The 14638-nt window shown below is 37.2% G+C and carries 14 protein-coding genes; 5 read left to right on the top strand and 9 right to left on the bottom strand.

Annotated elements, in window-relative coordinates; translation table 11 throughout:
* Positions 1 to 41: 41 nt before the first annotated feature.
* On the top strand, positions 42 to 890 hold the full coding sequence (locus tag V5290_RS10695; protein WP_333385241.1) for a LysR family transcriptional regulator: 849 nt from the start codon (positions 42 to 44) through the stop codon (positions 888 to 890).
* A 205-nt stretch (positions 891 to 1095) separates the two neighbouring features.
* Here the strand turns inward: V5290_RS10695 and V5290_RS10690 are convergent, their stop codons facing one another.
* Together V5290_RS10690 and V5290_RS10685 are read right to left on the bottom strand one after the other, a co-directional pair.
* Entirely contained in the window at positions 1096 to 2442 is a 1347-nt protein-coding gene (locus tag V5290_RS10690; protein WP_333385239.1) for a magnesium transporter, read from the bottom strand.
* A gap of 127 nt (positions 2443 to 2569) precedes the next feature.
* Positions 2570 to 3433 carry a mechanosensitive ion channel family protein gene (locus tag V5290_RS10685; RefSeq protein ID WP_333385236.1) on the bottom strand — a complete coding sequence of 288 codons (864 nt, stop codon included), beginning with the start codon at positions 3431 to 3433 and terminating at the stop codon, positions 2570 to 2572.
* Positions 3434 to 3742: 309 nt separating this feature from the next.
* Between V5290_RS10685 and V5290_RS10680 the strand changes: the two genes are divergently transcribed.
* On the top strand, positions 3743 to 4711 hold the full coding sequence (locus tag V5290_RS10680; protein WP_333385234.1) for a magnesium transporter CorA family protein: 969 nt from the start codon (positions 3743 to 3745) through the stop codon (positions 4709 to 4711).
* A gap of 84 nt (positions 4712 to 4795) precedes the next feature.
* On the opposite strand, the gene V5290_RS10675 is transcribed toward V5290_RS10680, so the two are convergent.
* Positions 4796 to 5128, bottom strand: coding sequence for a hypothetical protein (locus V5290_RS10675; RefSeq protein ID WP_333385231.1), 333 nt, complete (start codon positions 5126 to 5128; stop codon positions 4796 to 4798).
* 162 nt (positions 5129 to 5290) lie between these two features.
* Here V5290_RS10675 and kduD point away from each other — a divergent pair, with 162 nt between their 5' ends.
* Both kduD and V5290_RS10665 read left to right on the top strand, forming a co-directional pair.
* Entirely contained in the window at positions 5291 to 6052 is a 762-nt protein-coding gene (kduD, locus tag V5290_RS10670; RefSeq protein ID WP_333385228.1) for a 2-dehydro-3-deoxy-D-gluconate 5-dehydrogenase KduD, read from the top strand.
* Positions 6053 to 6078: 26 nt separating this feature from the next.
* Positions 6079 to 6612 carry a YgjV family protein gene (locus V5290_RS10665; protein ID WP_333385225.1) on the top strand — a complete coding sequence of 178 codons (534 nt, stop codon included), beginning with the start codon at positions 6079 to 6081 and terminating at the stop codon, positions 6610 to 6612.
* Positions 6613 to 6646: 34 nt separating this feature from the next.
* Here the strand turns inward: V5290_RS10665 and V5290_RS10660 are convergent, their stop codons facing one another.
* The 6 genes from V5290_RS10660 to V5290_RS10635 form a co-directional block, all read right to left on the bottom strand.
* A complete protein-coding gene (locus V5290_RS10660) occupies positions 6647 to 7570 on the bottom strand; it encodes an ABC transporter substrate-binding protein (protein WP_333385222.1) in 924 nt (307 codons plus the stop codon).
* A 25-nt stretch (positions 7571 to 7595) separates the two neighbouring features.
* Positions 7596 to 8627 carry an iron ABC transporter permease gene (locus tag V5290_RS10655; RefSeq protein WP_333385220.1) on the bottom strand — a complete coding sequence of 344 codons (1032 nt, stop codon included), beginning with the start codon at positions 8625 to 8627 and terminating at the stop codon, positions 7596 to 7598.
* Positions 8627 to 9625: an iron ABC transporter permease gene (locus V5290_RS10650; protein ID WP_333385217.1), complete on the bottom strand. Its 999-nt coding sequence runs from the start codon at positions 9623 to 9625 to the stop codon at positions 8627 to 8629. Before V5290_RS10650 ends, V5290_RS10655 begins: the two co-directional genes overlap by 1 nt.
* Positions 9622 to 10449 carry an ABC transporter ATP-binding protein gene (locus V5290_RS10645; RefSeq protein ID WP_333385214.1) on the bottom strand — a complete coding sequence of 276 codons (828 nt, stop codon included), beginning with the start codon at positions 10447 to 10449 and terminating at the stop codon, positions 9622 to 9624. Before V5290_RS10645 ends, V5290_RS10650 begins: the two co-directional genes overlap by 4 nt.
* 9 nt (positions 10450 to 10458) lie before the next feature.
* Positions 10459 to 11208, bottom strand: a complete 750-nt coding sequence (locus V5290_RS10640; RefSeq protein WP_333385211.1) for a siderophore ferric iron reductase — start codon at positions 11206 to 11208, stop codon at positions 10459 to 10461.
* Positions 11209 to 11459: 251 nt separating this feature from the next.
* Positions 11460 to 12974 (bottom strand): PLP-dependent aminotransferase family protein, encoded by a 1515-nt coding sequence (locus V5290_RS10635; protein ID WP_333385209.1) that lies wholly within the window; start codon positions 12972 to 12974, stop codon positions 11460 to 11462.
* 560 nt (positions 12975 to 13534) lie between these two features.
* Between V5290_RS10635 and V5290_RS10630 the strand changes: the two genes are divergently transcribed.
* Positions 13535 to 14536 (top strand): TRAP transporter substrate-binding protein, encoded by a 1002-nt coding sequence (locus V5290_RS10630; RefSeq protein ID WP_333385206.1) that lies wholly within the window; start codon positions 13535 to 13537, stop codon positions 14534 to 14536.
* Positions 14537 to 14638: the final 102 nt, after the last annotated feature.

Here is a 14638-nt window from a genome sequence, read left to right as displayed (position 1 = left end):
TTTGTGGTCTTTGATTAAAATTTTTGATTAGTGGTGAGTATATGAAAATAGAGTTATTAAAAACATTTTTAGAAGTGAGTCGCTCTTTACATTTTCGTATTGCATCGGAAAACCTATTCATTACTCAATCAGCAGTGAGTGCCAGAATTAAGCTATTAGAAGAAGATTTAGGGGTGTTGTTATTTGATCGAAGTAACCGCAACTTAAAATTAACACCAGAAGGGCACCGCTTAATTAAACATGCCAATGAATTAATTTTAATGTGGCAAAAAACTAAGCAAGATGTTGGCATTAGCGCACAACATTCGATACAGCTAGTGGTCGGCGCAAAAAGTACTATTTGGGACATTGTATTACAGAATTGGCTACAAAAAATTCATTCTAATATTGATGAAGTAAGCTTATTAACCAGCACCTATAACGCACCTGAATTGCGTAAGAGTTTATTAAATAGGGTCGTTGATATTGGGTTCTTATTTGAGCCTACTTTTGTTGGAGAGATTATTTCTGAAAAAGTGGCCACAGTACCTTTACATCTAGTGACTACTAATCCCGATTATGTATTTAAGGAAGTGCAATTACAGGATTTCATTATGGTGGATTATGGAGAGTCTATTGCAGCTCAGTATTTAAGAGAGTTCCCAGATACACCAGAAGCTAAACATTTTATGAGCCAACCAAGAATTGCCCTAAACTTTATTTTAGAAGCTGGTGGGGCTGCTTACTTACCAAGACAAATTACCTTTGAATATCTAAAAAGTAATCAACTATTTTTGGTTGATGATGCTCCTGTATTTCGACGAGATATTTATGCAAACTATTTAGCTAATAATCAAAAAATAGAGATGATAGAGCAGGTTTTACAATTATTTCCTCATGTGAGAACGTAAATTGCTTCAATATAAACAAGTCAATTAATGCCGTTATTGATGTGATGACTGCGTTAAATTATTTTTAATCGCCTTTTATTGTTTAATAAGCTTATCTAAATATATGATTTTTCTCTTCCGTTAACCCGTTAGCCCATCAATCAAAGGTGAGGTTAAATAATAAAACTCAAAAGAGAAGGGCATCACGAAGTATGCCCTGAGAAAATTAGAGTAACAAAAGGCTTCCTAAGCCTAGGAATACAATAAACCCAAAAATATCTGTGACGGTTGTTAATACTACTGAGCCGGACAAAGCGGGATCGATATTGAACTTATTCAAGATCCAAGGTACCCAGACGCCAGATAAAGATGCAATCACGATATTGCCTAAAATAGATATAAAGATAGTTAATGATAACAAAGGATTATCGAACCAGATAAACGTAATTGCCCCTATTACTATTGCCCATAATACGCCATTAATAGCGCCTACTTTAAGCTCTTTAGCAATAATGCTTTTCTTATTGGAATCATTAATTTGACCTAATGCTAACCCCCGAATGATCAACGTAATCGTTTGACTACCTGATATCCCGCCCATAGAAGCGACTACAGGCATTAAAACAGCTAAAGCTACGACCTGCTGTATAGTTGCTTCAAATAAGCCAATAAACCATGACGCTAAAAAAGCAGTGACTAAGTTAATACCTAACCATACGGCGCGATTTTTCGAACTTTGCCATACATTACCAAATAGATCTTCTTCTTCAACTAAACCGCCAGATTGGTTTAATTGTGCTTCTAATGTTTGTTCTTTATAACGATAAGCCGTGGGTAGATCTAAACGTCCAGTCAAACAGCGGTTTTCATCAATAATTGGTAATGCAGAACGATCTAGGTCAATGAGCTTTTCTGATGCATCAGCAATATCTTCATTGCTTAGCAGGTACTCAACGTCAGTATCTATTGAGTCTCGGTATTCTTGGTCGCTTTCTGCTTTAAAGATCGCATTAACTGGTATTTCTCCTATTAACACTCCATTATCGTCAACGATATAAATGACTTCGGTAAAAGACGGTAGTTTTTTACTACATACCTTTTTAACTGCTGATAGTTTCAAGCGTTGTGGCAATTGGATTTCGGTAAAGTTTTGCCAGTGGCCTACTTCATCTAATGCGTAATCACATGATTTTTTATATAAACTACGTTGTTTAGCATTCATATTGCTAACAGCGTAATCAATAAATCGGTCATTTAAACTTTCAGATAGTTCTAGTAAATGTACTGCATCTAATTTGGTTAATAATGGTAAACATTGTTCATCCTCTAAGGTGCTGAGTAAAAGTTCTCGTGACTCATGTTTCATCACGATAAAGATATTTTGTTGTGCCTCATCGCTCAACGCTTGCCATAAAGTCAGTCTTAATTTAAGTGGGAATGACTCTAATAAAATCGCAATTTGATCATCTGATACCTGTTCGTGGATCTCTGTTACAAGTGCTTGTATATCTTGTTCAGCTTCAAATTGATGGTTAATTTTATCGATATAATCAGGTAATAAATCTAATGACATCATGCCTCCTTTTTCTTGAGGTTGTTTACGGTATAAAACAGCGTCGTTTCTAATTTTCTAATTTTCTAATTTTCTAATTTTCTAATTTTCTAATTTTCTAATTTTCTAATTTTCTAATTATCTGATTTTAATGATTATTAATTTTATTTATTTGTTGTTGCTCAAACCATAATTTCATAAAGTCTGCTGTTAATGATTGCTCTATTTCGAGGGCGCGCTCAGTGGGACAAAAAATAGTAAAAATGAGTTGTGTATCCCCAACGTCTGAAGTCGCTACTTGTATGTGTGGTTCGGGGCCTGCAATGTGAACATCCAAACGATTTTCAATAAGCTGATTGTATCGGATAGCGACATCATTAAAGTCTGCGCAATAATCCTGTGCTTTTTCATATAAAACATCTAAGAAAATAAAAGGGTTAACGCTACCATCTCTGGTGATAGTGAAGTGATGCATCGCGTAACGTTTTAAAAAGTTTAAGTTCTTAATAGAAGAGGTAATTAGTTTACTATTAGGGACGTACAAGGTTTTACCTGTGTATTCGTAGGAGTCACTGTTTACTTCTAGTAGAGTTAACTTTGCCCAATCGATAGAGTGCACTTCTCCGTAATAATCACCTACTTGTATCCAATCCCCAATGCGAAAAGGGCGGCTAGATACGATATACAGAAAGCCAATAAAGCATTGGATAAACTCTCTGGTAGCAATAACAATGGCGACCACGAACGCAGCAATAGAAATCGCAAACTTATGGAACTCTTCAGCCCATATATTAAAAATACCAATAAAAATAAGTATCGTAATAGCGTTGTTTACAATATTTATTTTCAAGCGTTTATTACTTTTCCCTTTGGCGTGCACTACTTTTAAAAGGTAAGTTTTACAGGTAATTAACACTAAAATTAAGGCAATAGTAAGCACCGTATTATTGTTCATTAAGGCTTGAAAGAAAGTGTTGTTTGATAGGTCTATTGACAGTAATTTTTCAAACATAATAGGGATTGCCTGTATTGTAGTTTTTAATTTATTAACTTTAACAATAACTTAAATTAATCTCATCAACTAATACTCATTTTAAGAAGAGTGCATTTACTTTGGTATTAATACTAACCACTTTTATTAGATTATTTACATAATAAAAGATGACTAAAGTTAACTGCTAGCTTAATCTGAGCTTCAAATAAATGGTAAACGGCCCATTTTTCTTTTATATCTAATAGTTGGATGATTGTTAATAGATAACAACTCTCTTCCTTTATTTTAAAATTCATTAGACTTAAACAATCCAGAAAGAGAGACATTATGATTAGATGTATGCTACTAAAACCAGATAAGTCATTTACTTATGGCGATCATACTTTGATTGAGTTGTGGCAAAAAAATCCAAGCTATCAAATATGGATAGACTTTGATGGGCATCAACAGGATCAAGAAAAAGCACTATTAAAAGAATTAGGGTGCCACTCCTTAGCAATTACTGATGCTCAGCGGGAAAGACATCCTCCTAAAATTGAATTATTTGATAATTATATTTTCATGTTGTATCGAGGTATTTATCACCCAGGTGATGACCTAGTGTTTGACCATTTACAAATTAGCATGTTTGTTGGTACGAACATTGTGATCACTTCTCATCGTAAAACATCAATGTCTATCGACAAGTTATTTAGTGAAGAAGGTCAGAAGTATTTATTAAAAAGTCCTATTACTTTGGCCTTGCGTATTTTTCATTACAGCTGTGGTATTTATCTACAGAAGTTATTTGAGTTTGAAGAAAAGTTAGAAGCTATTGAAGATAAGTTTCAATTTGGTGGTGACGATAAAATGATGCAAGAAATTACTCTGTATCAATCACGTTTAACTAAGCTCAAGCGTACTTTTAATTATCACAGCAATATTGGTAGCGAACTAAAAATATTAGTGACAGATGAGACACCAATTATTAATCAAGCTGATTTGCACACAGTGACAGATGTTCATGAACGCATTGAGCGTTTACTTAGTTTATCGCAAATGCATTATGATATTTGTAGTGACTTAGTAAATGGTTATTTATCTGTTACTTCACACCAGTTAAACGCGACTATGCGAGTGTTAACGGTGATCACTGCTATTTTTATCCCACTCGGATTCTTAGCTGGTTTGTACGGGATGAATTTTGAGTATATTCCAGAGTTAAAAGTGGCTAATGGTTACTTCTATTTACTTGGCTTTATGAGCTTTATTTCCATTAGTTTAGTTTTACTATTCAAGAAGAAAAGATGGTTATAAATAACCATGGTTAACTAGCAGATGCCATAATTAGGACATCTGCTAAGTTTATTGGCATCTTCATATCATACTAAAGTATATTTTTTATTTACGATCTCGCACTCGGTAAATATCTAATAATGCAATGACCCATATTGCTAACATAAGATATGTATAGCTACCTAGCGTTTGCATACTCCCACCTGCAGTTGTGTTTAGTGCATTAGAAATGGACGATACATCCATGCCTATTTGTCCATGCTCAATTTGTGCTACAACTTGGTTGGCTTTTTCTATGATCTGTTTAAAAAGTAATATCATCGGAATAGAGAAACCAATAATCAGTACGGTAGCTGACAGATAACGTTTTAGCGATAGATGACCGATGCCTGGATAGATAAGCGCAGAAAGTAATGCTGCTTTTAACGATTTATTCATGATGTACCTGATAATTTCAGAGGGAAAATTTATTAACGCATAGTTATCGTGAGCACTTAATTAGTGTGCTCAGTACTTGTTGGTGTTAACGTTAATGCATTATATAGCAATGACGTCGTTACGATATCTAAGCTTATCAACGTTAACAGCAAGGAGCTAAACATGATACTCGATTCATTCAAATTAACCGGCAAAGTTGCAATCGTCACTGGATGTAATACTGGATTGGGGCAGGCGATTGCTATCGGCCTTGCTGAAGCTGGTTGCCATATTGTTGGGATTAATCGTAGTGCTCCTTCTGAAACTATCCATAAAATGGAAAAAGGCGGACATCGCTTTCTCGACCTCCGAGCTGATTTACTAAAGCAAGCACATATTCCGGCTTTGATTGAACAAGCCATCGAGGAATACGGACACATTGATATATTAGTCAATAACGCGGGTATTATTCGTCGACAGGATGCTATCGATTTTACTGAGCAAGATTGGGACGATGTGATGGACGTAAATGCAAAGACAGCATTTTTTATGTCGCAAATAGTGGCAAAGCAGTTTATTCAGCAAGGCAATGGCGGAAAAATTATCAATATTGCTTCTATGTTGTCCTTTCAAGGAGGTATTCGAGTCCCGTCTTATACCGCTTCTAAAAGTGCTCTCATGGGGTTGACTCGTGCTATGGCTAATGAGTGGGCAGTACATAATATTAACGTGAATAGCATTGCACCGGGTTACATGGAAACCAATAATACGAGTGCATTAAGAGAAGATGCTGAACGAAACGAAGCTATTTTAGCGCGCATACCTGCACAACGTTGGGGGAAACCTGTTGATGTGGCCGGACCTTGTGTCTTCTTAGCGTCAGAAGCCGCGAATTATATGCATGGTTATACGATCGCCGTGGATGGCGGTTGGTTAGCGCGTTAATCGAGTGTATTGAGAGTATTCAATTTATGATGGACCAACTATTTTTTGCACAGTTATTAGGTTTTCTGAGTTTTGTACTTGGCGTGTGTACTTTTTTTCAAAAAGACGATAAAAAGTTAAAAATCATGATGGTTGTATTTAACTTAAACCACCTTGTGCATTATTTGCTATTAGGGTCGATTGTTTCAGCATTAAGTGCTTTATTATCAGCCTTTAGAACGGTGACAGCTATTTACACCTCATCCTTAATGGTTGCAGTATTATTCATTGCAGTGGGGTTAAGTAGTGCTATCTATTTTGCTGACAGCATTTGGGATCTTTGGCCTATGTTAGGCATGAGTATCGGCACTTATGCGGTGTTTGTATTAAAAGGTATTCAAATGCGTATCGCCTTTTTAATTGGAGCGATATGTTGGTTGATTAATAATATTTTGGTGGGGTCAATTGGCGGTACGTTATTAGAGGCAACATTAATAACAGTGAACCTAAGTACCATTATACGGTTAGTAAAAGACAACCGAAAAATGGCCAAGGTTGACGAGAGTGTAATAGGGCATTAGCCATTGAGCTTTATGCCCTATTTTTAAACCTTGATTAATGAGCTGCTACTTTAGCTAGTTCAGGTACCATTTCTTCAATTAAGTATTGAATTGATAGGTAACTAAAGAATGAGAATGCACCTCCGACAAGATCGCCTGTAAAGTATTCTTTATGGTTTTTGTAGAAAGGCATACGTTGACGAAAAATCGCGGTACTTGCACTTTCAATGGCTTCCTCTGAGCCCAACCAAACAACAATATCATTATTTAGAATATCTAATCGTTCTTCACTGAATGATGCATAGAATGCATCGCCTGCAATTTGATCAATCTCTTCAGGAATAATAAAGCCTAAACTCATTAGGAACTGAGAACGAAGATCTTTACTGGCATAAGCGCCTGGTTGTTTATTGTAATAAAAAGCAACCGCCGCAGTTTTACCCTTAAACTCAGGGTGTTGGTCTTTTACTGTTTGTAGTTTTTGCTGTAAAGAAGAGATGTGTTGTGTCGCTAGATCTTCAAAGCCTAGTGCTTTACCAATCATTAAGTGGCGAACATCCCAAGGAATAGTCCATTTCTCATAATCGGTTGGCCCTGCGAGTGTCGGTGCAATTGCATTTAGTTTTTGGTATTCCTTTTCATCTAAAGCGGCAGAGACCCCTATGATCAAGTCAGGCTTTAACGCTGCTATTGCTTCATAATCTATGATCCTAGGATCAAGTAGAACTGGTTGAGCATCGCCTAATGCTGGTTGGGCCCATGGCCATACACCATAAGGTTGGTTTCCATACCAATCACGTATTGCGATTGGCTTAACGCCAAAAGATAAAATATCATCATGGTCAACTTGTCCAACCGAGACCACTTTTAATGGCTTTTTATTAATGGTTAATGTGCCATATTGATGTGTTAATGTGGCAGAAAAAGCTAAAGCATTGATGCTTAAACATAAACCAATTAAGCCTGCTATCCATTTCATAATAGTTCCTTAAGTTTGTTTGTTATTACTTTTTTGTAATTAAAAGGTAGGCGAATAAAGGCGCGCCAATTAATGCTGTGACCGATCCCGCTGCAAGTTGAGTAGGTGAAAATAGGCTTTTGCCAATAATATCGGCGAGTAAAACTAATGTTGCTCCTACTAATGCGGTTAAAAGTAGATGATTAGCTGGGCTGCAACGTACTAGTTTTCGTGCTAAGTGAGGTGCTAATAAACCAATAAAACCCAATGGACCAACCACTGCAGTTGCAATGGCTGCAGCAGCAACAGAGATAGATAATTGGGTATACATGACTGCTGTTAAATTAACTCCTAAGCCAATAGCAACCTCATCCCCTAGGCTGATCGCGGACATTAATCTAGCTTGATATAAGGTTAAGATGATGAGAGTGGTAAAAGCGATCACTAACACATTGACGTCGTGCCAATTGCTATTATGTGTGCTGCCTGCCAACCACGATAAGGCGACCATTGCAGAAGGTAAATCACCGTAAGTCAGTAAGCTTGAAATAATAGCGCTGATAAAGGCGGCAACACCAACACCTAATAAAATGAATTTAAGAGGGTGTCCGTTACCTCGTAATAATTGGATCACAACAGCGATAGTGACAGCACCTAAAAAAGCAGCAATTTCACGCCAATCATCTATATAAGTAGGGAATAAGATAGTTAAAGTGACAACCGCTAAAGCGGCACCTTGGCTGATCCCAACTAAGCTTGGATCTGAGAGAGGATTGCGTGTCATATTTTGTAATAACGCCCCTGATAAAGCGAATAATGCTCCACTCAATACTGAGACTAAACTTCTTGGTAAACGAAAGTCCCAAATAATAATGTCTGCTTGTGGATCGAGTATCGCTTGTTGCTGTCCTAACAAACTCATTACACTATCATGTAATGAAAGGGGGTAGCTTCCTTGTGTGATCGCAAATACAAAAGAGCCTAAAAGTACGAATAACAAAAAGGCTGAGCATAATAATGCGTTACCGTTTATCCGTAAGGAGATGGCTTGGTTAAATAAGCGTAACGTGAAGTGCATTAACGAATCCTCACTTTCACTAACCAAATAAACAGTGGGGCACCAATTAAGATGGTGATTAGGCCTGTGGCTATTTCATGTGGTTGAATTAACCAGCGTGCGAGGGTATCTACAAATAATAGATAAACCGCACCCAGTAAAATACAGTAAGGGATAATCCAACGGTAATCTGCACCGACCCAGAAACGAACTACATGTGGAATAACTAAGCCGATAAAACCGAGCGGTCCAGCTAAAGCAACGGACACTGATGTTAAAATGACCACACACAATAACAATTGCCATTTACGACGAGTAATATTAATTCCTAACCCTGTGGCAACTTCTTCTCCCATAGATAAAGCAGTGACGCTTGGCGCAAGTATGACTGCTGCCACTAAGCCTATAATTATCCAAGGTAAGCACCAGTATAATGTGCTTAAGTCACTCGCCAGTAATGAGCCAACCAACCAAGTACGCATCTCTTCAAAGGTTTGTTGATCTAGTAGGTGATGAATAGCTAATACTGCTCCAGTAAAAGCAGTAAAGGCAGAGCCCGATAAAATTAAACTTAAAGGGGTGATACCACCCGCAACACGAGATGCGATGCTCCAAACAATCACCGCACTGATTAAAGCGCCTAATGCGGCAATTAAAGGAAGCCAAACTAAAGATGCATCACTAACCAAAGTAGACCAATAGACAACGGCTAATGCTGCACCGGTGAGCATACCTAAAAGCCCTGGATCTGCTAAAGGGTTACGTGTCACACCTTGCATTAATGCCCCTGAAACCGCTAAACAAGCTCCGACACAAACTGCGATTAAAGCCCTAGGTAAACGTAACTCCTGAATGATCAGGTGATTAAAGTTATCTTGGTTATAAGCATAAAAAGATTGTATTAATTCATTGATAGGGACAACTTTAGTACCAATCGATAAATGCCAAATAAATGCGAGTAGTAATAACCCCAGCATCGCTAATATGCCCGACCAGCCTAGCCATTTTGAACGAGTCATGGTGTTACCAAGGCTGATTGCTGAGTGCTTGGAATACAAAGTAAAGCATCGCTTTCGGGATCTTTTATTACCTTAGCGGTTAAGCCGAATACTGCTCGGAGGTTATCTGCATCAAAGACTTGTGCAGGTGTACCTTGCACATATATTTTGCCTTCTTTCATCATGATTAGATGGTCTGCATAGGTTGCGGCTAAATTAAGTTCATGTAACACAATCACTAAGGTACGTTGGTGCTGGTGGGCTAAATCGCTAAGTAAATTTAATAGATCCACTTGTACTTTTAGATCCAGGTAAGTAGTTGGCTCATCTAATAAAATAATATCCGTTTGTTGAGCCAATACCATCGCGATCCAGCACCGTTGACGTTGGCCACCAGATAGGTCGGAAATAGAACGATCAGCCAGCATTTCAACATTTGCCTGTTGCATCGCTTGAGCTACGGCTTGCTCATCTTCCTTACTCCATTGTTTTAGGAAGCTTTGATGTGGATAACGACCTTGTGCCACAAGCTCCTTCACCGAAAGCCCTTCAGGGGCAACGGGGCCTTGTGGTAATAAAGCCATCATCTTCGCCACTTTTTTCGCTGGTTGTTGATGGATTGGTTGGCCATCTAACAAGACTTTTCCGCTTAACGGTGGCAATACTCGTGCTAAGCACTTTAATAGCGTTGATTTACCGCAGCCATTAGAGCCTATTAAAATATTCATTTTTCCAGGTTGAATAGCTAAATCAACACCTTTGACAATAGGTGTTGTGTAACCGACGACAAGATTATGAGTACTTAAACTAGGTGGTACAGTAGGTTGTTTTGCTGTTTCGCTCATGTTTGGTTCTTATTGTTTCTTTTTATGCAATTTGGGGCAATTAGCACAAAGCTCTTCGTTTATCTTATCTGCGAGACAACAACTGCTTCTGATAAAGTTGATTTTATTATCGTTCTCACATTTTAATGAGGCTAATAATTTACGTGGCAATCCCATTGCTTCAACCCATAGTTGCGCATGTAAGATAATATCTTGTTCACTAAAGTCACCAATTAGTTCTTTTACTTTTAGTAAGTTTCCAAATATTAAATCTGCAACAAAGCGATGTGAATAACCCGGACGGCAACGTTCTACATGATCAAGCTGCTTGCGATAATGTTCTATTAGAGGTGCCAGTTGCGTACCTGCTTGTGCAATCAGCTGCTCTGTACTGCCCGTTAACATTTTATTATTTTGAAATACAAAGCCAACAATTGCATTGTGTTGGCGTTGCTGTTTAAAGCAGGAAAAATCAGGTAATTTTTGTAAGCCATAGATACTTATAAAGGCGATATAGATAGGCTGCCAACATAGTAAGTGCCAAGTTCTCGCTTGATAATAGGCATTACCAGCTTTAGGAATATGTTGCTTTAAATCATTCTGTAAGGCATGAATGGTAGCTTGGTCATAATGATTCCCATTTAACCATTGTTGCGCTTGAGTGGTAAGCGACATTGGACTGTCTAATGCTTCAAACTTACCATCTAAGTAAGGTATAACCTGTCTACACAGATTAAACATAGACGTTAAAGAGTCTGTTTGTTGGGCAAGGTTCGACATAATGGGCTAAGGGGGCGAATACCGCCTGGTAAATTGTATAAATGATTGAGTCGAATACATTGTTTAGTTATATCACAACACATAATTAAATTGATAATAGTTATCGTTATCTAATTGGATGATATATGAGCTATATTTTTATTGCAACATTGAACTGTCTTTAGATATGCCAAGTAAGGTATGTAAGCTGGAAACCAATCATCCTAAAATGATTGGTTTTAATCATTAATTTTAATTTTTGTAAGGGGATACTAGACGATGCGTTTTTGTAATGGCTCTACATAACCATGGCTAAGTTCTGTAATTAACTCTCCTAGCATTTGCAATCCTGGTAATATCTTGTCTGTATTCATTGCTGAGAAACCTAAACGAATATAATTTTTAGGTGCATCTTTTTGCATAAACAGCGTATCCCCTGACTCAATTAATATGCCATGCTGAGCTGCTTTTTCACGTAAATCATGGCTATGAATATTGTTAGGTAAAGCAATCCAAAAACAAAAGCTTCCAGGCGTTGCATGAACCTTACAAGTAGCAAGGTGTTTTTTAACACCTTGCTCCATCAATAACCATTTTTTTTCAAATGTACGGCGCATGCGTCTAACGTGACTATCGTAATAACCTTGACTAATAAATAGTGCCGCAATACGTTGGTTGTTTGAAGGAGGGTGACGATAATGCAGTGCGCGTAATTTACGTAACTCTGTCACTAAAGAACTATCTGCTACCAAGTAACCGATTCGAATTCCTGGCGTTAAAGACTTGGACAGGCTACCGACATAAATAACACGGCCGTCTTGATCAAAGCTTTTGAGAGCGGGTAAGGGCTCTTCAATAAAATTTACTTCGCTTTCATAATCATCTTCAATAACGATGAAATCATCTTTACAAGCTTGTTCTAACAAACCTTTGCGACGCTCTACATTCATTGTAACTGTCGTTGGGTACTGGTGGCTTGGTGTTGTGAATACATAATCACAACCTTTTAATTGCTTACCCAGTTTTAAACCTGCGTTATCTAATTCTAGTGCCTTAATTGGGCTATCACATAAAGAGATAATATGGCGCAAATTTGCATAACCTGGGTTCTCAACACCAAAGGTGACGGATTGATCTGCCAATAGATTAGTTAATAAAAATAATGAATTTTGCGTTCCTAATGTAATAAGTATCTCTTCAGGTTTTGCGGTAATCCCTCGTTTAGAGAGGATTTGCTGGCGTATTTGTGAAACAAGTTGTGGGTCGTCTATATCAATAAAGCCTTCTACCCATTCATGAAGCTTACCTTTGCTTTCTGCAATACGAGAACATTCACGCCATTGATAAAGCGGGAATTCACTAACATCAATATGCCCATAAATAAATGGATACGGATATTTCAACCAATTTTCATCTTTATTTAAGCTTGATAATCTACTTGGTTGCTTCAACATTCGCTTTGACCAATTTGGCTGACGAGCATTGTGTGCTAAGCCTTCCGGAGTAGTTTGCACCGAATTGGTGAGGCGCTGCACCATTAGTAAATCTGGGTGGACAAAAAAACCACTACGTTTACGTGCAACCAAATAACCTTCGTCGACTAAGCTTTCATAAACTAACACGACAGTATTACGTGATACTTTTAACAGCTGTGCCATCTTTCTACCTGATGGTAACGCCTTGTCACCAAAGGTATCTTGTTCGATTAGTTCAACTAGTTTTTCACGGATCTGTTGCTGATAAGTACTATTCTGATGCAACTCAATATTTATTAAAAAATCAACCATTACTTCACCTGTATGAAAATCGAACAAATTATATGATGAAATGAGCTACCCGCTTCGGGTGCAACTCACCACCCTTTATATAGGCAATTTCTAAGCCAATGTTTGTTAGTTAAACAGGCCAAAATTTAACTTGTGGCCCATTGATTTCAAAAATTGGCTCTGTAACTTATTTGGTTCAAGTGTAGTTTAAATAGGGAAAGCGCATCAGGTATATCACACAAAATCAAGAATATTAGATTAGGTAAAGATGTGATGTAGACCGATCATATTCATTAATTACTGTATTTGAAAATAACAGTAATGCAATTAAAAATTTTATTAACTAATTGTTTCTTATTTGGTTTTTATTGTTGGTTTCTTTATGATTAATTAACAATACTATTGAATGAATAATAATTAGGTAATGATAATATTGGGGTAATAATCAGTACAAGTTATGCCAGTATCATAGGTATGTTAGCTCGTATGCTGCATATGAATCTAAAAGTTTTTTTAGATTCAATTAGGATTCTCGTGCTCAATAGCACGAAAAAATCATCATAAAAAATGAGGTAATGGAAATGCAAAAAACGAAACTTATTAAAGCCCTTTCACTGACTGCTGGCTTAGTGTTATCTACCAGTGCGTTATCGGCTACTTGGAAAATGGCTGTAGGAGATGGTGGTGGTAGTGCTCAAGAAGAGCTAGGCATCAAGTTCTCAGAAGTATTAGCTGAAAAAACCAATGATAAATTTAAAACAACTATTTTTGTTAATGGTCAGTTAGGTTCTGAGCAAGCAACAGTAAATGATGTTGCATTAGGCACATTAGATATGTCTATTATTGCAGCTAATAACTTAGCACCATTTAGCCCATCAGTTGGCTTACTTTCTTTACCGTATATTTTTGAAGACATTGATCAAGCTGAAAAAGTAATTAACAGCGATATTGAAAAGCGTTTAACAGAAACGACGCTTAAACAAGCAAATGTACGTATTGTTGCTTGGAGCTACTCTGGTTTCCGTATGTTAACTAACTCAAAGCGTCCAGTTAAAAATTTAGACGACTTAAAAGGCCTATTTATCCGTGTCCCAAAAAGTGATTTGATCATCAAAACATATCAATCATTTGGTGTTAACCCAACGCCAGTCGCATGGTCTGAAACATTTACTGCATTACAACAACAAGTTGTTGATGGTCAAGAAACACCTTATGCAGCTATTCACTCTATGAAGTTTGCAGAAATCCAAAAATACCTAACAGAAACACACTATTTATTTGCTCTTGAGCCTTTAATTATGTCTGAGTCTCTTTTCCAAGACCAATCTAAAGAAGTTCAAGCAGCTATTTTAGAAGCAGGTAAAGCAGCAACTGAACACAGCCTTGCTTGGATTAAAGAACAAGAAGGTAGCATTAAAGCAGAGCTTGTTTCTAAGTACGGTATGGAGATTGACCAATTAGAAGATGAAGCTGAATGGGTTAAAAAAGCACAAGCAGGGGTATGGCCTGAGTTCTACGAGCAAGTTGGCGGTAAAGATAAGATTAATGAATTACTTGGCCTCTTAGGTCGAGACAAAATTTAAAAAGTAGTTTGAAAAGGGAGTGGAAACACTCCTTTTTTATTAGGCAGGCTACAACCGCATTACAATTTATTTTAAGAGCAAGGTGCTGCTCTCTTTTAAGGG

Source organism: Psychromonas arctica (assembly GCF_036697365.1).
Taxonomy (GTDB): Bacteria; Pseudomonadota; Gammaproteobacteria; order Enterobacterales; family Psychromonadaceae; genus Psychromonas; species Psychromonas arctica_A.
This window is presented reverse-complemented; position numbering and strand designations above follow the sequence as displayed.

Coding starts and splice junctions, on each gene's coding strand:
- V5290_RS10695 (WP_333385241.1), top strand. CDS start 42: ATGAAAATAGAGTTATTAAAAACATTTTTAGAAGTGAGTCGCTCTTTA.
- V5290_RS10690 (WP_333385239.1), bottom strand. CDS start 2,442: ATGTCATTAGATTTATTACCTGATTATATCGATAAAATTAACCATCAA.
- V5290_RS10685 (WP_333385236.1), bottom strand. CDS start 3,433: ATGTTTGAAAAATTACTGTCAATAGACCTATCAAACAACACTTTCTTT.
- V5290_RS10680 (WP_333385234.1), top strand. CDS start 3,743: ATGATTAGATGTATGCTACTAAAACCAGATAAGTCATTTACTTATGGC.
- V5290_RS10675 (WP_333385231.1), bottom strand. CDS start 5,128: ATGAATAAATCGTTAAAAGCAGCATTACTTTCTGCGCTTATCTATCCA.
- kduD (WP_333385228.1), top strand. CDS start 5,291: ATGATACTCGATTCATTCAAATTAACCGGCAAAGTTGCAATCGTCACT.
- V5290_RS10665 (WP_333385225.1), top strand. CDS start 6,079: ATGATGGACCAACTATTTTTTGCACAGTTATTAGGTTTTCTGAGTTTT.
- V5290_RS10660 (WP_333385222.1), bottom strand. CDS start 7,570: ATGAAATGGATAGCAGGCTTAATTGGTTTATGTTTAAGCATCAATGCT.
- V5290_RS10655 (WP_333385220.1), bottom strand. CDS start 8,627: ATGCACTTCACGTTACGCTTATTTAACCAAGCCATCTCCTTACGGATA.
- V5290_RS10650 (WP_333385217.1), bottom strand. CDS start 9,625: ATGACTCGTTCAAAATGGCTAGGCTGGTCGGGCATATTAGCGATGCTG.
- V5290_RS10645 (WP_333385214.1), bottom strand. CDS start 10,449: ATGAGCGAAACAGCAAAACAACCTACTGTACCACCTAGTTTAAGTACT.
- V5290_RS10640 (WP_333385211.1), bottom strand. CDS start 11,208: ATGTCGAACCTTGCCCAACAAACAGACTCTTTAACGTCTATGTTTAAT.
- V5290_RS10635 (WP_333385209.1), bottom strand. CDS start 12,974: ATGGTTGATTTTTTAATAAATATTGAGTTGCATCAGAATAGTACTTAT.
- V5290_RS10630 (WP_333385206.1), top strand. CDS start 13,535: ATGCAAAAAACGAAACTTATTAAAGCCCTTTCACTGACTGCTGGCTTA.